The 16,854-nt window shown below is 71.7% G+C and carries 16 protein-coding genes; 4 read left to right on the forward strand and 12 right to left on the reverse strand.

Features of this window, described 5'->3' with window-relative positions; genetic code table 11:
- The 5 genes from FPZ12_RS42675 to pgfA form a co-directional block, all read right to left on the reverse strand.
- On the reverse strand, positions 1–791 hold a 791-nt coding region (locus FPZ12_RS42675), incomplete at its 3' end, for a DMT family transporter (protein ID WP_150980767.1).
- Positions 792–795: 4 nt separating this feature from the next.
- The gene (locus tag FPZ12_RS42680; protein ID WP_166463091.1) at positions 796–2,049 is read right to left on the reverse strand and encodes a condensation domain-containing protein; all 1,254 of its coding nucleotides are present in this window, start codon (positions 2,047–2,049) and stop codon (positions 796–798) included.
- The gene (locus tag FPZ12_RS42685; RefSeq protein ID WP_144758254.1) at positions 2,046–6,179 is read right to left on the reverse strand and encodes an alpha-(1->3)-arabinofuranosyltransferase domain-containing protein; all 4,134 of its coding nucleotides are present in this window, start codon (positions 6,177–6,179) and stop codon (positions 2,046–2,048) included. The genes FPZ12_RS42680 and FPZ12_RS42685 overlap by 4 nt, the downstream gene beginning before the upstream one ends.
- On the reverse strand, positions 6,176–6,937 hold the full coding sequence (locus FPZ12_RS42690) for a class I SAM-dependent methyltransferase (RefSeq protein WP_243770321.1): 762 nt from the start codon (positions 6,935–6,937) through the stop codon (positions 6,176–6,178). Before FPZ12_RS42690 ends, FPZ12_RS42685 begins: the two co-directional genes overlap by 4 nt.
- On the reverse strand, positions 6,934–7,914 hold the full coding sequence (gene pgfA, locus FPZ12_RS42695) for a cell envelope lipid trafficking protein PgfA (RefSeq protein WP_144758252.1): 981 nt from the start codon (positions 7,912–7,914) through the stop codon (positions 6,934–6,936). Before pgfA ends, FPZ12_RS42690 begins: the two co-directional genes overlap by 4 nt.
- Before the next feature lie 200 nt (positions 7,915–8,114).
- Between pgfA and FPZ12_RS45880 the strand changes: the two genes are divergently transcribed.
- The 4 genes from FPZ12_RS45880 (at position 8,115) to FPZ12_RS42710 (ending at position 10,721) form a co-directional block, all read left to right on the forward strand.
- Positions 8,115–8,258, forward strand: a complete 144-nt coding sequence (locus FPZ12_RS45880; protein WP_166463092.1) for a hypothetical protein — start codon at positions 8,115–8,117, stop codon at positions 8,256–8,258.
- A 132-nt stretch (positions 8,259–8,390) separates the two neighbouring features.
- Positions 8,391–9,476: a glycosyltransferase family 4 protein gene (locus FPZ12_RS42700; protein ID WP_208026206.1), complete on the forward strand. Its 1,086-nt coding sequence runs from the start codon at positions 8,391–8,393 to the stop codon at positions 9,474–9,476.
- The gene (locus FPZ12_RS42705) at positions 9,473–10,207 is read left to right on the forward strand and encodes a class I SAM-dependent methyltransferase (RefSeq protein WP_144758248.1); all 735 of its coding nucleotides are present in this window, start codon (positions 9,473–9,475) and stop codon (positions 10,205–10,207) included. The genes FPZ12_RS42700 and FPZ12_RS42705 overlap by 4 nt, the downstream gene beginning before the upstream one ends.
- 10 nt (positions 10,208–10,217) lie before the next feature.
- Positions 10,218–10,721, forward strand: coding sequence for a hypothetical protein (locus tag FPZ12_RS42710; RefSeq protein WP_144758245.1), 504 nt, complete (start codon positions 10,218–10,220; stop codon positions 10,719–10,721).
- Between the two features lie 26 nt (positions 10,722–10,747).
- On the opposite strand, the gene FPZ12_RS42715 is transcribed toward FPZ12_RS42710, so the two are convergent.
- From FPZ12_RS42715 to FPZ12_RS42745, 7 genes are read right to left on the reverse strand one after another with little or no spacing between them, the layout of a single operon-like run.
- Positions 10,748–11,581 carry an aldo/keto reductase gene (locus tag FPZ12_RS42715; protein ID WP_144758243.1) on the reverse strand — a complete coding sequence of 278 codons (834 nt, stop codon included), beginning with the start codon at positions 11,579–11,581 and terminating at the stop codon, positions 10,748–10,750.
- A gap of 45 nt (positions 11,582–11,626) precedes the next feature.
- Entirely contained in the window at positions 11,627–12,253 is a 627-nt protein-coding gene (locus FPZ12_RS42720) for a class I SAM-dependent methyltransferase (protein WP_144758241.1), read from the reverse strand.
- Between the two features lie 13 nt (positions 12,254–12,266).
- On the reverse strand, positions 12,267–12,851 hold the full coding sequence (locus FPZ12_RS42725; RefSeq protein WP_144758239.1) for an NUDIX hydrolase: 585 nt from the start codon (positions 12,849–12,851) through the stop codon (positions 12,267–12,269).
- 3 nt (positions 12,852–12,854) lie between these two features.
- Positions 12,855–13,274: a DUF5709 domain-containing protein gene (locus FPZ12_RS42730; RefSeq protein WP_144758237.1), complete on the reverse strand. Its 420-nt coding sequence runs from the start codon at positions 13,272–13,274 to the stop codon at positions 12,855–12,857.
- A gap of 41 nt (positions 13,275–13,315) precedes the next feature.
- On the reverse strand, positions 13,316–13,756 hold the full coding sequence (locus tag FPZ12_RS42735; protein WP_144758235.1) for a response regulator: 441 nt from the start codon (positions 13,754–13,756) through the stop codon (positions 13,316–13,318).
- Complete coding sequence (locus FPZ12_RS42740; protein WP_144758233.1) at positions 13,734–15,305, reverse strand: sensor histidine kinase; 1,572 nt, start codon at positions 15,303–15,305, stop codon at positions 13,734–13,736. The genes FPZ12_RS42735 and FPZ12_RS42740 overlap by 23 nt, the downstream gene beginning before the upstream one ends.
- Positions 15,302–16,504 (reverse strand): PP2C family protein-serine/threonine phosphatase, encoded by a 1,203-nt coding sequence (locus FPZ12_RS42745; protein WP_144758231.1) that lies wholly within the window; start codon positions 16,502–16,504, stop codon positions 15,302–15,304. The genes FPZ12_RS42740 and FPZ12_RS42745 overlap by 4 nt, the downstream gene beginning before the upstream one ends.
- Between the last annotated feature and the right edge of the window lie 350 nt (positions 16,505–16,854).

Here is a 16,854-nt window from a genome sequence, read left to right on the forward strand (position 1 = left end):
GTGACGCGCAGGGCGAGCGGCAGGGGTTCGCGAGGCAGGCTCTCGTGGAACAGCAGCGAGCCCACGAGGATCACGTAGCCGCTGCCACTGACGTTCGCGGTGGGGACGAGCGCGGTGGCGCGAAAGCGTTGCAGCGAGGTCTGGAACACCGCCATCCCGCACACCGACGCGGCCACGAGCAGGTACCCATACGGTGACGCGGGCGCGGCGGCGACGCCCTCCCCGGCCAGGTGCGCGGAGAGCCCTTTCATGCCGAGCCCCGCGATGCCGTAGAACAGCCCGGTGGCGATCCCGGCGGCGACCGGGCCGGTGACGCGCGCGCCGCCCGCGGCCTGCCAGAGCGCGATGGCGCAGGCGGCCGACACGACGACGGTGATGATCATCGTCGCGGGGTCGGCGGGCATGTTGGCGGGGCCGTGGTCGTCGACGGAGAGGCCGAGCAGGATCAGCGCGAGCACGATCAAGGCGATGCGGCGGCGGTCGCGCGGGCCGGTGCGTTCGCCGAGTACGAGCCAGGACAGCAGGGCCAGCACCACGACTCCCCCGCTCTGCAGCGGCTGGGCGACGCTGAGCGGGAGCGTGAACAGGGCGCCCACCTGGCAGGCGAGCCCGATTCCCATGCACGCGAAGCCGACGAGCCAGCCGGGGGCGGTGAACAGGGTGCGCACGAGGTGCTTCGGGTGGCGGAGGTCGAGTGCCGGCAGGCTCAGAAGCGCGCGTTTTTCCAGGACGAATCCGGCGTTGTAGGCCGCTGTGCCCGCCAGCGCGAAGGCGATCCCGTGGCCGTTCACCGGGTCAGACCGCCTCCCGGCGGCCCGGATCCGGCACGGCCGCGGCGAGCAGTTCCTCCAGCAGCGCCGCGAACCGGGCGGCGGCGGCCGCGTCGAACAGGGCGTGCCGGTAGCGCAGGCACAGGTGCATCCGGCCTCTCATCGTCGTGACGCCGAGGGAAAGCCCGCGCGGCATGGGCGCCGGGGTGGAGAACCACACGGCCTCGACCGGCGCTCCGGGACCGAAGTCGGTGGGACGATCGAGGATCCCGAGGTTGGAGACGAGCGAGGTGTCGCTGTAGTGCGCGGCGCCCATCCGGTGGGCGAGCCGCACGATCGGGCCGCGCAGCACCGCCGGGTACCAGGGCAGCATGAGCGCGCGGGACACGGGATCGAGCTGGGGCCCGCCTTGGATCTTGGCCGCGGTGGTCTGCGCGGTGACGTCGCCGAGCACCCGGCGGAACGGGTTCGCGGCATCGTCGGTGACGGCGATACTCGCGAGCCTGCACAGGTTTCCGAGCCGTTCGTCCCCGGCAGGCCTGGTGTTGAGCGGCATGGTGATCCGCACGGTCGACGGGGCTGTCCCGTGGGCGACGTTCCAGTACGCGATCGCCATGCCGAGCGCCGCGATGAGGACGTCGTTGACCGTGGCCGGGCCGGGCAGCGGCGCCGGGCGTGGCAGGGCGAGGTGGTGGAAACCGTAGCCGGGCAACGGTTCCGCCCCGTCTTCCGCGATCCGCGCGGGCCGCCCGTGCACGCGCGCGGGGCCCGGCCGTGCCCGTGGAATCCTTGCGGCGAAAGGCTTATCGGGGACCGGGTCCGAGCGGCCCGCGTAGCGGTCGGCCAGTGAGCGCAGCAGCCGTACGCCGGAGAGCCCGTCGAACACCGCGTGGTGCAGGCTCAGCAGGAGGACGTCGCGCTCCGGCCCGATCGCGTGCAGCAGGCGCAACGCCGGGCCGGTGTCGAGCCGCACCGGCGTGCTGACGAATTCTTCCCTGCGCCGCGCCAGGTCGGCCGGCTGGTCCCAGCGCACCTGGGTGAGCGCTTTCGGCGTGGTGGCCGGGATTTCCCACTTCAGGCGGCGCCGCAGGACGTGCCCCGGGGCGAGGCGCGCCCGGGCCAGCGGGTGCGCGGCCAGAACACCGTCGAGTGCCGCGCGCAACCGGATCGCGTCGACGTGGGCGTCGATCGCGGCTTCGAGGTGGACGTTGTTCGGCTCACCAGGGCGGTCGAGCCAGTGGCCCAGCTCGTCGACCGGGGTGAGGGGGACGGTGGTCATGGCCGCTTGCCTTCCGCGAACCACGGCATGAGCGCGGCCGCGAGCGCGGCGAGCGCGAACACCTGCGCCGGGCCGCCGAGCGCGCCGTATCCGGTGGCCACGCCGTGCAGGGCGACGCCGACGACCGCGCACACTCCGGCACCGAGCATCGCGAGCCCGGCGATCACGGGGAGCCATCGTGGCCGCAGGAACGCCAGCCCGGCCAGCACCGGCACGACGACGGCGACGACTCCGCCCACGATCACGAGCAGCCCGGTGACCGCGGCGAGCGCCACCCACAGGCCGGCCTTGGTGGCCCGGCCTTGATCGGGCACCGGGGTGAGTTTGCGCCGCCTGCCCCGGATGAGCGCACCCAGAACCAGCACCACGACGCCGATCCCGGACGCGATCAGGGCCGCACGGTAGGCCGTGGCGGGGGTGAAGGACAGCGTGATCGTCCCGTCCGCGCCCGCCGGGACCACGAACCCCTGCTGCCAGCCGTCGAGCTGGACCGGAGTCAGCCGGACGCCGTTCATCGTGGCCGTCCAACCGGAGTTGTAGGTCTCGTGAACCTCCACAAAGGACTCCGCGCCGGCGCCGATGGTGAGCTGCCGGTTTTCCGCTCCCCACGCGGAAACGTGCACCGATCGCGCCGGGGTGGCGGTGGTCGGTGCCGTGCCACTGGCGAGGGTGAGGTCGGTGATCGCGAGCGCGCCCGTCGTGCTGGACGAGGTGAGCGTGTGCCTGCCCGCCGACAGCGGCACGGTGCCGTCCGAGGTGCACACGGCGACCGTGATCGGCCGGAACCCGGCCAGGTCGCCGAGTGTGGTCTCGGCGGAGGTCTGGTACTCGGTGCCGTCGACGGTCAGCGGCGGGCCGCTCCCGCAGGGCAGGCTGACCGGGGTGTCGTCCGGCAGCGGTTTCGCGGTCAGGTCGGCGAGCGCGGGCGAGCCGATGTCCCCGATGCCGACGAGCAACGGCGCCGCCGCGCCCACGAGCGGGTCGTAGGAGGACGCGGAGGTGAGCGTGGGGAAGCTGATGTCGAGGTAGTCGGTGGTGAGCGGGTCGAACTTCACGTCGGCGATCGCGGGGACCGGGGTGGTGCTGGTGTTGGGCACCGTGACCTCGCGCGTGCCGTCCGCGCCCTGCACGCGCAGGGTTGTCGGCATGGTGGAAAGCCCGCCGGCGGGCACGATCGTGAGCTCGCCGATGGAGCGGGTGCCGGTCCAGCTCAGGCGCAGGGTCGGGTTCGGGGCGCCCGCGAGCCAGGCCGTCCTCCAGTCCCCGTCGGCGGCGTTGGCCACTCGGTATTGCGGCAGCCCGCCCCACGTCGAGGTTGCGGTGACGGCCAGGCCCGAGGCGCCGGTGCGGTACTGGTCGAGCAGCGCGTTGAGGCCCGCGCCCGGGACGGCGGTCGCGGTGGCCGACACGGTCATGTCCTGGGCCGTGGCGGTGGTGAAGGTCCGCGCGAGTTCGGGTTCCGGTTGCGATTCGCCCAGGGGCAGCGGCGAAACGGTGTCGCGATGGAGCGAGACGACGTTGTGCCGCGCGCCGCCCGAGACGCCGGGCACGCGCAGATAGCGGGTGACTTCGGTGCCGGGGATCGTGATTTCGCGGATGCCCGCGGCGGGGCCGCCGGTCACGCCGCCGGTGGTCTGTTCGATGGTGACGCGCAGCCAGGACGTGGAGCCTGGCGGGACGCGCAGCTGCTGAGTGTCGGAGGTGGCGCGCAGGTCCGTGGTGGCGCTACCGGCTTCGGTGGTGGTGACGACGCGGGTGATCACCGGCCGGAAAGCGCTGTCCGAGAGCAGCTGGATCGGGACCGACACCGGGAGGGTCTGGCGGTGGTCGAGGCGGATCTGCAGCCATTGCCCTTCGCCGCTGTCGGCCCGTCCCTGGGTCCAGGCGGTGTCGGGGTTGCCGTCGAAGGCGTTCACGGGGTCGTATTGCGGGAGTTCCCAGAGCCACGAGCCGTAGGACGAGGCTGTCACGTCTGTGGCGCCCGAGAGTTGCGCGACGGTCTGGTCGCCGTTGCTCGCCAGGAGCTGGCGTGGCGCCTCTCCCCCGCCGCCGTGCGGGTCGTCGGCGGGGTTGGTGCCGGTTTCGGTGTAGGTGTAGGACTCGTTGTGGTTCACGAGGCCGAAAGTCGTGTCCTGGCGGCGGTTTCCGTCGGTGAGGACCTGGGTATCGGCGCGGCCGGAGGAGATCACGGCCTCGTCGCCGAGGACGCCTTGGTTGGCCAGGTCGAGGAGGCTGCCAGGGTCGGTGTCGGCGCGGATCGCGTCGGCGGTGGGCTGCACGGCGACGGGGCCGGTGTCCTGCTGGGCGGGGGCCTGGAAGATTTCGAGCGCCGGGTACACGCCCATGAGGCCCTGCACGGACAGCGCGGTTCCGGAGTGGACGTAGCCCGCGGTCGTCTCCGGCCCGAAGGACGTGACGCGCGTGAACCCGGACTGGTCCAGTGTCCGGTGGACGATGTCCGGGGAGACGTAGTCGAGCTGGTTCGGGTCGAGGTCGTTGCGTACCAGCACATAGCGCACGCCGGCGCGCGCGAGGTACGTGCCGAGCCCGGGTTGCGCGTCCCCGGATTCGAGTGCCTTCTCCGCGGCGGTGAGCATCGACTGGGATCCGGCTCCGGAGAACGGCACGAGCTGGCGCTGCACCCACGGCGAGCGCGCGAGGGGCTCCAGTGGTTCGTCGACCGGGACGCCCCAGGCGTAGATGCCGTGGGAGTCGGCGGGCGTGACGAGGGTCGGTTCGTTGGGGGCGTGCTCGGCGAGGTAGTCCGCCGCATCGTCCCAATAGGACGGTACCGCCGAGAACGACCCAGGCTGCAAGGCTTTTCCGGTGCCATACGGCGCCGCGAGTCCGATGAGGACGGCCGCCGTCGCCACGATGGCGAGCACTGTTTTCGCGCGGCGCGGGCGCCGGATCGGCCTCGCGAGCAGGTGCGCGATGCCGAGTGACAGGGTCGCGGCGATGACGGGTTCGAACTTGTAGATGTTGCGGAAGGGCGCGAGCCAGCCGTCGAGCCAGTTCTGCACGGTGCCGTGGAACAGCCCGCCCATCGGCCCGGCGTAGCCGGCGAGGAGCACGAGCGCGGCCACACCGGTCGCGAGCCGCAGCCACCGGCCTTCGGGCAGGTCGCGGCGCGCCAGCCCGGTGAGGCCCAGCGCGGCGGTGACGGTGGACGCGGCGATCACGAGCGGGGTGGACACGACGGCCCAGCCCGCGGTGAGCCAGGCGTTGCCGAAGTTCAGGTACGCCACCCAGTTCCCGCTGCCGCGCAGCACGGTGGCCGCCGACGTGGTCTGGTTGGTGTTGGCGGCCTGTTCGATGTAGGGCAGGAAGTTGAACCCGTATCTTCCTTGCAGGACAAGGGGAACGACCCACCACGCGGTCGCGAGCACGACGGCGAGGAGCCACCACAGCAGCAGGGCGAGGTGGCGTCGAACGCGGATGAGCAGGTAGAGCAGCGGCAGGCTCAGCGCGGCGATCGTGGACGCGCCGTTGACGCCGCCCATCGCGAGCACGACGAGCCCGGAGCGGGCGGCGGCGAGCCGGGCCGAGCCGCCCTCGACGGCAGTCACCAGTGGCACGACGGCCCACGGCGCCAGGAGTCCGGGCAGCACCGCGGCGGACGTCGATCCGATGAGGACGGTGAACGTCGGCCACAGCACGAAGGCGGCGGCAGCGACGAGCCGGGTGCGGGGTGAGCCGATGCCCAGCCGGGTGGCGAGTTTGGTCAGTCCCCAGAAGCCGGCGGCCACGAGCAGCGACATCCAGAGCCGTTCGGTGATCCACACCGGGATGTGCACAACCTGGCCCAGCAACGAAAAGACGCCCATCGGGAACGCGTAGCCGATGTACTGGTCCTGCAGCCCGCCGAACCACTGCAGCGGGTTCCACAGGTGCGCGAGGCGCGTGTAGAACCCGGCGGGGTCGAGGTTCACGCCGAGCTTGGTGTCGAACGTCATCTTGCCCGGGCTCTGCAGCAGGAACACGACGAACGCCAGCAGCCACACCCACAGCGGCCACCAGCGGCTGACCGTGCGGGGGCCGCCGGGCTCGGCGCCGCCCCGGCGGATCGCGACCGGCGGGGGCGCCGTTCCGCCGCCGTGCGGCTCCGTGGCGGTCCTGGTGTCGGTCATGACACGGCTCCCGGTTCGTCTTTGCGGAGGATCAGCAGCAGGTTCCAGGTGAGCAGCTCGCGCAGGCCGGGCACGCGCAGCAGGACCCGCGCGGGACGCGGGTAGTAGCGCGGCAGCGCGTCGGCGAGCCGGGCGCCCGGCTGCCGCCGGGCCAGCCGCAGTGTCTGTCCGATGTGGACGGGGAACAGGGTGCGCCGGTACTCGTTCTTGGGTGGCCGCCCGTGCCGCCGGGCGTAACGGCGGGCGGCACGGGCCCCGCCGAAGTAGTGCCACGGCGAGGTTTCGTGGCCACCCCACGGCGAATACCAGTTGGTGAAGGAGACGTAGACGAGCCCGCCGGGGCGCGTGACCCTGACGAGCTCGTCGAGCAGCCCGGCGGGGTCGGGCACGTGCTCGAGCACGTTCGAGCACACGCAGATGTCCGCGATGCCCGCTCGGAAGGGCAGCCAGTAGCCGTCGGCCACCACGGTCCCGGGCGGGACGCCGTCGCGGCCGAGGCCGATCGCGTCGGGGTCGGGCTCGACGAGGTGGTAGCCGCCGCCCCGCGCGCGCACCGCGGCGGCCAGGTGGCCCTGGCCGCCGCCGATGTCGAGCACGGTTTTGTTGTCCAGCGGGCAGTAGCGTTCGAGCTGGCGCACGGTGTCTCCGGCCAGTTCGCCGTAGAAGCGCCCGGGATCGGTCTGCTCGACGAGGAACGCGCGGAACAGCCGCACGGAGCGCCGCAGCCCGCCGGGGCGATGCGCGGGCGGCGCCGTCACACCGGCTCCCGGACGGGCGGGAGCGGTTGGGCCCGGCGTGCGCGGCGGCTGGCGCGCACGAGCAGGATGATCCCGATGATGAGCAGCACCGGCCCGAGCACGAGCAGCAGGAGCGGGCCGGTGGTGCCGATCAGGTTCAGCGCGCGGTCGTTGGCGATGGCCGTCTGCACGTTGTCGTGCACGGCTTGGGAACTGGGCGCGACGGCGAACGTCGACAGGGTCAGGAGATCGTCGCTCCCACCGGGAAGGCGCGCGGTGGTCACGACGTGCTGCACCGTCGACACCGGGGCTCCCGACAGCGGGTCGACGAGGACCTCGATGCCGTCGTCGCGGTAGTAGGTGTCCAGGTGCACCATGCCCGGCTGCTGCGGCATCCCGACCAGCGAGCCCGGCAGGTCGAGGCTGCCACTGACGGTGGCCGGGACCTTGCCGGTGAAGCGGTAGAACGTGTGCCCTTCGAGCACCACGTCCCCGGAGTAGACCACCGGGAACGCCTTGCGCACGAACGGGTTCCAGTACTGGTAGGCGACCTTCTGCACGTTGAACGGGAACTTGAGGAACGCGGTGCCCTGGTGCGCCGGCGACTCACCGCAGCAGTGCACGGGTTCGTTGGTGTGCGGGTCGGCCACGATGCGCTCGACGATCCACTGCAGCGAGTAGCGCGGGTCGGCGAACGCGAGCGTGTCCGGGTTGTCGACCTGGGTGGACATGTCCCACACGAGCACGTCGTGCCCGGCGCCCGCCTCGACGTCGCCGATGACGCGGGTGGTGATGGTGAACTGGATCGGGCCCTTCAGCCCGGTGCCGTCGAAGTACTGGCCGGTGGCCATGGTCACGTTGGTGGTGTCGATGTCCGCCGGCGTGCGTTCGAGCCGGGGCAGCACGAACCAGTGCAGCAGCGGGGCGAGGGCGAGGCAGAACGCCCCGAGCACGATCAGGATCGTGCCGGTGCGCGGGCCACGGGAGCGGCGCGACATCTTCAGTCCTCGTTGACTCGGAACCGGGCGGGAATTCACGAGAGAGCCTCGTTTTCGAAAAACTAGAGCGCGCTTGACAAACTGTCAAGACACGTGTTCACCTGCATCACCCGAACGACGAAAACCGCGCCAATTCGAGACGCAGGCGCGGGCCCGGTCCCACTTTCCGCGCCGGAACCGGCCGACGGAAGGAGCATCCGATGAGGCGCTGGCCCTTACGCGCAGTTTTGGCCGCAGTGCTGGGATGCGTGCTCGCCGCGACGCTGTCGGTGCTCGTCGCGACCGCCGCGACGAGCACCCCGGAACCGGTGAACGCACCTTTGTTCACCTACGGCAGTCATTGATCTTCCCCATCATGCAGAAGTAGCCGCGAAACTCGTCCGGAAATGACAAACACCGTGGATCAGAAAACCGTTGATCGAATTCTCGGGGGCCCAGGCAGAAGTCCGCGGCCCGCCGCGCGGACTCGCGCGCGCGTGGCCGCGCCGCCCCGTCACCTCGTGCTCGTCGCCGGCCGCGATCTCGCGCATCCCCGCGCGGGCGGCTCGGAACTGCTGGTGGACAGGCTGGCCACGGGCATGGCGGACCGCGGCCACAGCGTGACCCTGCTGTGCGGCGGGCCCGCCGCGCGCCGCACGTACCGGGTGGTGCGCAGCGGCGGGTCGCTGAGCCAGTTCGCGCTGGCGCCGTGGGTGTACCGGCGGGAGATCGCGCGCTGCGACGTGCTGGTGGAGGTGTGCAACGGGTTGCCGTACCTGGTTCCGCTGTGGTTCCGCGGCCCGGCGGTGTGCCTGGTCAACCACGTGCACACCGCGTTGTGGCCGCTGCGGTACCCGCCGCCGCTCTCGACGATCGGCCGGTTCACCGAGCGGGTGCTGCTGCCAAGGGTGCACGAGCGGAACCTTTTCCTGACCGTGTCGGGTTCGAGCGCCGCCGCGCTCGCCGGGATCGGGGTCGCCCCGGACCGGATCCGGTTGCTGCGCAACGGGGTCGAGCCGCCGGGCCCGCCCGCGGCGCGCTCGCCGTCGCCGCTTTTCCTGGTATTGGGCCGGCTGGCGGACTACAAGCGGGTGGATCTGGTGCTGCGGATGTGGGAACGGGTCCGGCCGGTCACCGGTGGCGAGCTCGTGATCGCGGGCGACGGGCCGGCCGCCGGACAGCTCGAACACCTTGCGGGAGAAGGGGTCCGCTTCACTGGACACGTGTCCGAGGAGCGCAAGCACCGCCTCCTTTCGGCGGCGTGGCTGCTGCTGCATCCGGCCCTGCTGGAAGGCTGGGGGCTCGTGGTGGCGGAGGCCGGGGCGCGGGCCACGCCGACGGTCGGGTTCGACGTGCCCGGGCTGCGGGATTCCGTGCGGGACGGGCGAACCGGCGTGCTCGCGAGGACCGAGAGCGAGTTCGCCTCGGCGTGGGCGGCGCTCGCGCTCAACCACCGCCGGCGGGAGGCGCTCGGCGACGCGGCTCGCGCGCTGGCCGCGCGATTGCGGTGGACGGCGGCGGTAGACCGGTTCGAGTCGGTCGTCGAGGAGGCCATCACCCGCCACGGCCGGACGCCCGGATGAGCCCGCTGCGGGATTTCTACGACGAACCGGGCGTGCCGATCAACTCCGGCGCGGACCGGGCGAGGCGGCAGGTGGCCCAGCTCCGGGAAGTGCTCGACGGCTCCCGGCGCCGTCGTATCCTCGACGTCGGCTGCGGCGACGGCGCGGCCACCGCGCTGATCGCGCGCAGGGCGCCGGGGCACGACGTGGTCGGCCTCGACTGGTCCACTCGCGCGCTCGGCCAGGCCAGGGAACACGGTTTCGGGCTCGTGAACGGGTCCGCGGAACCGCCGGGCCTGCCGTTCGGCGACGCGACGTTCGACGTCGTGGTGATGAGCGAACTGATCGAGCACCTCGTGGACACCGACGCCGCCCTCGACGAAGCGCGCCGGGTGCTTCGCCCGGGCGGCACGCTTTTGGTGTCCACGCCCAATCTCGCGGCCTGGCACAACCGGGTGCTCCTCGTTTTCGGGGTGCAGCCGGTGTTTTCGGAGGTGAGCCTGCGGGAGGTGCACGGCAGGCCGGGTTCGCAGGTGGTCGGGCACCTGCGTCTGTTCACGCGGCGGGCGCTGGTGAGCCTGTTGCGGGCGCGCGGGTTTCGCCGGATCACCGTCGCCGGCGCCTGTTACCACGACGTGCCGCGCCCGTTGCGGCCGTTCGACCGTGCTTTCCGGCGTTGGCCCTCGGCGGCGTCGATCCTGCTGGCGCGGGCCGAACGGGGTGAGCTGCCCGGGCTCGTGGTCCGTTCCTGAAGGTATGACGATGCCTCAGTTCGGCCTGTTCGTCGACGCGCTCGACGACTGGGCGAGGACCACGAACCGCTACGAGGTGCTCGACTGGTCCGTCGACGAGATCCCGATGTGGTTGTGCCTCAACGAAAAGCTGTGCACCCTGCTGCACGCCCAGCCGCCGGGGCCTTCGGCCGGGTTCGTCAACCTGATCGGCGCCGGTGCCCGCGACCTGCGGCCGGATCCCGAGTTGTTCCGGTTCGTGGCCACGCACGCGAACAAGTACTCCTTCGGCGCGCTGTTCGCCAGCCCCGGCGAGCACGGGGTGACCGTGGGCGTGCGGTACCGGGTGCCGCTGGACGTGCTGCACGTCGACGATCCGGAGACCTACCGGTTCGTGTGGGGCATGGTCGAGGGGCTGGGCGAGGTCGCGCGTGATCTCGGGGAGCTGCTGGTGCCGATCTTCGGCGGGTTCCTCACCGACGGGTATTCCGACGAGGACGTGATCGACCTGTTCGCGGCGGCGATGGGCCGCTGACGCTCAGTGCGCGGTGATACCGAGGGTCAGCCTTCGAAGGTGTCCGGGTCGAAGCCGGTGCGGTGGCCGCGGTCGAGTTTCGCCAGTGAGGTCAGTTGGTCGTCGGTGAGCTCGAAGTCGAAGATGTCGATGTTCTCCCGGATCCGCCGCGGGTTCACAGACTTCGGGAACACGATGTTGCCGAGCTGGATGTGCCAGCGCAGCACGATCTGCGCCGGGGTCTTGTCGTGCGCGGCGGCGAGGTCGGTGAGGACGGGGTCGCCGAGGACCTCGCCTTGCGCGATGGGGCTCCAGGCCTCGGTCGCGATCCCGTGTTTCCGGTGGTAGGCGCGCAGTTCCGGCTGTTGCAGGTACGGGTGCAGCTCGATCTGGTTGACCGCCGGGGTGGGCAGGCCGGCGTCGCGCAGGGCGTCGAGGTGCGCGGGCTGGAAGTTGGACACGCCGATGGCCCTGGCCTTGCCGGCCTCGAGGATTTCCTCGAAGGCGCCCCAGGTTTCCACGTAACGGCCGCGCGCGGGCAGGGGCCAGTGGATCAGGTAGAGGTCGACGTAGTCGGTCCCCAGCCGCCGCAGGCTGCCTTCGAGCGCGTTGATGGCGTTGTCGTGGCCGTGCGCGTCGTTGGCGAGTTTGGTGGTCACGAACACCTCGTCGCGCGGGAGCGCGCGGATGGCTTCGCCGACGGCTTCCTCGTTGCGGTACAGCTGCGCGGTGTCGATGTGCCGGTAGCCGGCGTCGAGCGCGGCGCGGACCGCGGTGGCGGTCTCCCCCTCGGGGATCTGGAACACGCCGAACCCGAACTGGGGGATGGTGACCCCGTTGTTCAGCCGGATCCCGGGCACGGTGGTGGTCGTGTCAGCCATGGTTCCCGCCTACCCGGGGCCGCGGCGGCGGAAACACGCTGGCGGTCAGGGTCGCACGGCCGTGATCAGCAGGTGTTCCTCACCCCGGCCGTCTTCGGGTTCGAAGATCTCGGAGTAGGTGGAGACGACGCGCAGCCCGGCGGCGACGATCTTGTCCTCGAGTTCGGGCGCGGGGAAGCTGGTGAGCCGCACCGGGTGGCCGAGGAACTCGACCGGGAGGTCCTCGGCGTCCATGGGGACGGTCACCAGCGAGAGGTAGCCGCCGGGCACGAGCCAGCGGGCGAGGCGCCGCAGCACTTTCGCGGTGTCGGCGCGGGGCATCTGCAGGAACGGGAAGTACGCGCAGACGGCGTCCCAGCATTCCGGCGGGGAGGTCCAGTCGCGGACGTCGGTGTGCACGAACTCGGCGTCGGGGACCTGTTCGCGGGCGATGGAGATCATCACCGAGGACACGTCGAGGCCGGTGACCCGGCAGCCCGCTCCGGCGAGGGCGTGCGCGACGGGGCGGCCGGTGCCGCTGCCGATGTCGAGCACCCTGGCCGCGGCGGGCAGCAGCGAGAGCAGTTCCCCGACCGCCCTGGCGACGACGGGCGGGCGGCCGAACGCGTCCTCGTAGCGGGCGCCGATGGCGTCGAACAGTTCGGCGGCGCCGACCGGTTGCTGCTGCTCCATCCCGACCTCCCGTTCACCGCCAGGCGAACACCGGTTGTTCCAGATGCGCGACCCTGGTGACCCTGCCGTGCAGCGCGGCTTCCCGGAACTGGAAGAGGACGGCGGCGGTGGGCGCGTGCACGAGGTGCCCGAGCAGCGGCAGCTGGATCACCGGGCGGTCGGACTCCGGGATGGTCAGGTAGCGCGGTTCGACGCCAAGGTCCGGGTACGGGATCCAGTGCAGCTCGGCCACTTCCGCGGGGTTCGGGCTGGGCTGCTGCCCGTCGTCGAGCGCGACGACGACCGGGGTGATCACGTAGCCGGAGCGGGTCGGGTAGTCGTCGAGGAGCCCGACCACCTGTTCCGGCCCGGCGACGAGGCCGAGTTCCTCTTCCAGTTCGCGCAGTGCCGCGGTGACCGCGTCCTCGCCGTCGTCGAGGCGGCCGCCGGGGAGCGCGAACTGCCCGGCGTGGGCGCGGAGTTTCGGGGTGCGGCGGGTGAGCCACACGCCGGCGCCGTCACCGGTGCCGGACACCACGATGGCCACCGCGGAGGCCCGTTTGCCCGCGGCGTCGGCCTCGATGCGGGGGAACCCGGCGATCAGCTCGCTGTTGCGCACGGGTCAGTACTCGTCGGCGTCGACGACGTGCACCGCGGCTTCTTCCGCCGACGCGCCCGCCCCGTCGATGCCGATGTCGGAGGCGTAGAGCTCGGTGTCCCCGCCTTCGCCCGCGACGAGCCGCCCGGCGCGCAGGTCGCCGACCTCGTCGTCGATCAGCTCGCCGTCGGTGTCCTCGCTGTCGCCGAGTCCGTCGCCCTCGTCGCGGTTGCCGTCGGGGAGCTCGCGGGCGAGCCTGCCCGCCAGGCTCTCCCCCGCTTCCTCTTCGGCCGGTGTGGTGCCGAAATCCTCGCTCGCCCAAGGCTTTTCGGCCGCCGAGTAGCCTTCGTCGAGCGGGTCGCCCGGGCGGCCGTATTCGAGGGTGTCCTCGCTGTCGAGCTGCTCGAAGACCTCGTCATCCCCGTCGTCGGGCCAGTCCGCCATGCTCCGCTCCTCTGTCCGTTCCCCGTATCCGGCAGCCTACTTCAGGGAAGTTTGACGACGGTGACGAAGAAGTCGTCGATCTGCCGGACGACCTCGATGAACCGGTCGAAGTCGACGGGTTTGGTGACGTAGGCGTTGGCGTGCAGCCGGTAGCTGCGGAGGATGTCCTCCTCGGCTTCGGAGGTGGTGAGCACGACGACCGGGATCACGCGCAGCTCCGGGTCGTCCTTCAGCTCGGCCAGCACTTCGCGGCCGTCGCGGCGGGGCAGGTTCAGGTCGAGCAGGATGAGCCCGGGGCGCGGCGCGCCGGCGTAGTCGCCTTGGCGGCGCAGGAACCGCAGCGCCTGCTCGCCGTCCCTGACCACGTGCAGGTTGTTGCGGAGTTTGTGGTGTTCGAAGGCTTCGCGGGTCATCAGCACGTCGCCGTCGTCGTCCTCGACGAGGAGCACGTCGACGACGTCAAGCGGGGTCGGGTCGGGCATGGTCTTCCTTTTCCTCGGGCAGCACGGGCAGGGTGAAGCGGAAGCAGGCGCCGCGCTCGGTGCCGGTGTCGAGCCAGATGGTGCCGCCGTGGTGTTCGATGATCTTGCGGCAGAGCGCGAGGCCGATGCCGGTGCCCGGGTAGTCACTCTTGCCGTGCAGCCGCTGGAAGATCACGAAGATGCGCTCGGCGTACCCGGGGTCGATGCCGATTCCGTTGTCGCGGCAGGAAAATCGCCACAGGTCGCCGTCGCGCTCCGCCCGCACGGTGATGTGGGGCGGGTCTTCGCCGTGGAATTTCAGCGCGTTGCCGAGCAGGTTCTGGAACACCGCGGTCAGCAGCGGTGCTTCGGCGGGCACCGTGGGCAGTTCGCCGGCGTCGATGGTGGCGCCGGTCTGTTCGATGGCGGCGGCGAGGTTCTTCTCGGCCTGTTCGAGGACCGTGGCGCAGGAGACCGGCACGGGTTCGCGCGCCACGCGGCCGACGCGGCTGAACGCGAGCAGGTCGTTGATCAGGCCCTGCATGCGTTTCGCGCCGTCGACGGCGAATTCGATGTACTGGTCGGCGCGTTCGTCGAGCTGCCCGGAGTACCGGCGTTGCAGCAGCCGGCAGAAGCTCGCGACCTTGCGCAGGGGTTCCTGCAGGTCGTGCGAGGCGACGTAGGCGAACTGCTCGAGTTCGGCGTTGGAGCGTTGCAGGTCCTGGGTGCGGGCGTCGAGCGCGGAGAGTTCGCGCAGGATCCGTTGCCGCATCAGGTTCACGTCCACGCCGAGCGAGTGGACCTCGCGGGGCCCGCTGGGGACGACCTCGTGGGAGAAGTCCCCGTCGGCGACCGTGCGGACCTCGGCGGTCAGTTTGGTCAGCGGGCGGATCGCGGCGGCGCGCAGGCTGAACGCGAGCGTCAGCACGATCAACACGAGCACTACGGCGATGCCGATGCACGCCGTGTTCAGCGCCGCGGCGGAGCTGTGCAGGGTGGCGGCCGCGTCGGCGCGGGCCCGGTTCAGGTCGCCCTGCAGGTCGGTGACCGCGGCCCGGACGCGGTCGAACGCGGCCTTGCCGACGTCGAGGTTCGCGCCGGGCGCGCCGCCCGCGTTCACGGCGCTGATGGCGGGCTGGGCGTAGCCGGTGCGCCAGGCTTCGGCGAGCGCGGTGATCTGGCGCAGGTCGGCGAGTTCGCCGGGCCGGTCGTCGAGCAGGGGCGTGAGGGCGGCGGTGGCGTCGCGTTCGGCTGTCTGGCCCGCGGTGTAGGGGTCGAGGAAGTCGCGCTGGGCGCTGATCGCGTAGCCGCGGACGCCGGTTTCCTGGTCGACGAGCGCGGCGTCGAGGCGCAGCGAGGCTTGGAGTGCGGGGTCGATGCGGTCGACGACGCGGCCGCGCGCGGTGCTGAGGTGGGTCAGCGCGAACACGCCGACGACGATCGCCGCGACGGAAAACAGTGCGAGAAGGCCGACGGCGACCGTGATGATGCGGGCCAGCGGCCAGCGGTCGCGGCGTTCCCGGGGACGGCGCGGGAGCGGGAACGCCGCCTTGTCCGGCCGCGAGGTCATCGTCCGCGCGCGGACACGGCGAGCACCGCGAGGTCGTCGTCGAGCTCTCCGCCGTTGAGCGCCCGCGCCTGGCTGATCACCTTGTCCAGTAAGCGTTCTTCCCTGATCCCCGGCTCGGCCCGGCGTGCCTCGCGCACGAGTTCGACGAGCCCGTGCACGTCGAGGCAGCGGCGTCGCGTGCCGACGCGGCCCTCGATGAGGCCGTCGGTGTAGAGCAGGACCGACCAGTTCTCGCCCAGCGCGATGTCGGCGGAGGGCCAGTGGGTGCCGTCGCCGATGCCGATCGGGGTGTGCACGGGCGCGTCGAGTGGGCGCACGTCGCCGGGGGTGAGGAGCAGGGGCGGCGGGTGCCCGGCGAGGTGGAGCCTGGCGGTGGTGCGGGCGGGGTCGACCGAGAGCATGCACAGGGTGGTGAACAGGCCGGGCTGGTGCCGTTCGTGGGCGAAGACCTGGTGCATCGTGGAGAGGACTTCGGGGACCGGGCGGGCGGCGAACACCATCGTCCGCCACGCCACGCGCATCGAGACGCCGAGCGCGGCTTCGTCGGGGCCGTGCCCGCAGACGTCGCCGACGATCGCGTGCACCCAGCCGTCGGCGGCCTGGACGACGTCGTAGAAATCGCCGCCCAGCAACAGCTGCTGGCCGCCGGGCGCGTAGCGGGCGGCCACCGACACCGCCGGGTCCGACAGCACCGGCGAAGGCAGCAGGCCGCGTTCGAGGCGGGCGTTCTCCTCGGCGTAGATCTGGGCTTCGCGCAGCTGGCGTTGCACTTCCTCGGCGCGCAGGCGCTCGACGGCGTAGCGGATGACGCGGTTCAGCAGCGGCCCGTCGACCTGGCCTTTGACGAGGTAGTCCTGGGCGCCGGTGCGGACGGCCTCTTCGCCGAGGTACTCGTCGGCGATCCCGGTGAGCACGATGACGGCGACGCCGGGGACGTTGCGCTGCAGCCAGCGGAGCCCGTCGAGCTCGTGGGTGTCGGGAAGGCCGAGGTCGAGCAGGACGCATTCGGTGCCGGACAGGGCCGCGCGGGCTTCGGCGAGCGAACGGACCCGGCGCACCTGCACCCCGGCGCCGACCTCGCTGAGCAACTCCTCGACCAGGAGCGCGTCGCCGTCGTCGTCTTCGACCAGCAGCAGCCGGGTGGGGCCGGATCTCTCCCCTTCCGGCGCCGAGGCCGGTATCGCGTCGCGAGCCACCATGTCCCGGCCTGCTTTGTTGTCCCAGTGCCGACCCCGGCGGTCGATACGCTCCGCTCATCATAAGGCGGGGCGCCCTGCTCGGGAGCGGGTCGCGGGAGTGGTCCCGGGCGGTGCTTCCGCGCCGCAGCACCGCCCAGGACCTGAGTCTGAACGGGCGTGCAGGTCCGGTTCGTTCGGGGGGCTGGACGATCCGGACCTGCACGCCCATGACAAGAGAGGCGCACCCCTCCGCCCCGGGACGCGCGAGACCCCGACACCACTCTTCCGAGTGAAGTCGGAGCGAATCCGCCCCGCGACGGTGCGCGAAGAGTTAGTAAGCGCTTTCAGGGGTCGGTCGCGGGGGGTGGCTG

The sequence above is a fragment of the Amycolatopsis acidicola genome (genome assembly GCF_007713735.2).
Taxonomy (GTDB): domain Bacteria; phylum Actinomycetota; class Actinomycetes; order Mycobacteriales; family Pseudonocardiaceae; genus Amycolatopsis_E; species Amycolatopsis_E acidicola.

What these genes read in the sequence shown, in the direction of transcription:
- FPZ12_RS42685 (WP_144758254.1), bottom strand. Translation starts at nt 6,179, where the DNA reads ATGACCGACACCAGGACCGCCACGGAGCCGCACGGCGGCGGAACGGCG.
- FPZ12_RS42740 (WP_144758233.1), bottom strand. Translation starts at nt 15,305, where the DNA reads ATGACCTCGCGGCCGGACAAGGCGGCGTTCCCGCTCCCGCGCCGTCCC.
- FPZ12_RS42710 (WP_144758245.1), top strand. Translation starts at nt 10,218, where the DNA reads ATGCCTCAGTTCGGCCTGTTCGTCGACGCGCTCGACGACTGGGCGAGG.
- FPZ12_RS42680 (WP_166463091.1), bottom strand. Translation starts at nt 2,049, where the DNA reads ATGACCACCGTCCCCCTCACCCCGGTCGACGAGCTGGGCCACTGGCTC.
- FPZ12_RS42720 (WP_144758241.1), bottom strand. Translation starts at nt 12,253, where the DNA reads ATGGAGCAGCAGCAACCGGTCGGCGCCGCCGAACTGTTCGACGCCATC.
- FPZ12_RS45880 (WP_166463092.1), top strand. Translation starts at nt 8,115, where the DNA reads ATGAGGCGCTGGCCCTTACGCGCAGTTTTGGCCGCAGTGCTGGGATGC.
- FPZ12_RS42730 (WP_144758237.1), bottom strand. Translation starts at nt 13,274, where the DNA reads ATGGCGGACTGGCCCGACGACGGGGATGACGAGGTCTTCGAGCAGCTC.
- FPZ12_RS42735 (WP_144758235.1), bottom strand. Translation starts at nt 13,756, where the DNA reads ATGCCCGACCCGACCCCGCTTGACGTCGTCGACGTGCTCCTCGTCGAG.
- FPZ12_RS42705 (WP_144758248.1), top strand. Translation starts at nt 9,473, where the DNA reads ATGAGCCCGCTGCGGGATTTCTACGACGAACCGGGCGTGCCGATCAAC.
- pgfA (WP_144758252.1), bottom strand. Translation starts at nt 7,914, where the DNA reads ATGTCGCGCCGCTCCCGTGGCCCGCGCACCGGCACGATCCTGATCGTG.
- FPZ12_RS42715 (WP_144758243.1), bottom strand. Translation starts at nt 11,581, where the DNA reads ATGGCTGACACGACCACCACCGTGCCCGGGATCCGGCTGAACAACGGG.
- FPZ12_RS42745 (WP_144758231.1), bottom strand. Translation starts at nt 16,504, where the DNA reads ATGGTGGCTCGCGACGCGATACCGGCCTCGGCGCCGGAAGGGGAGAGA.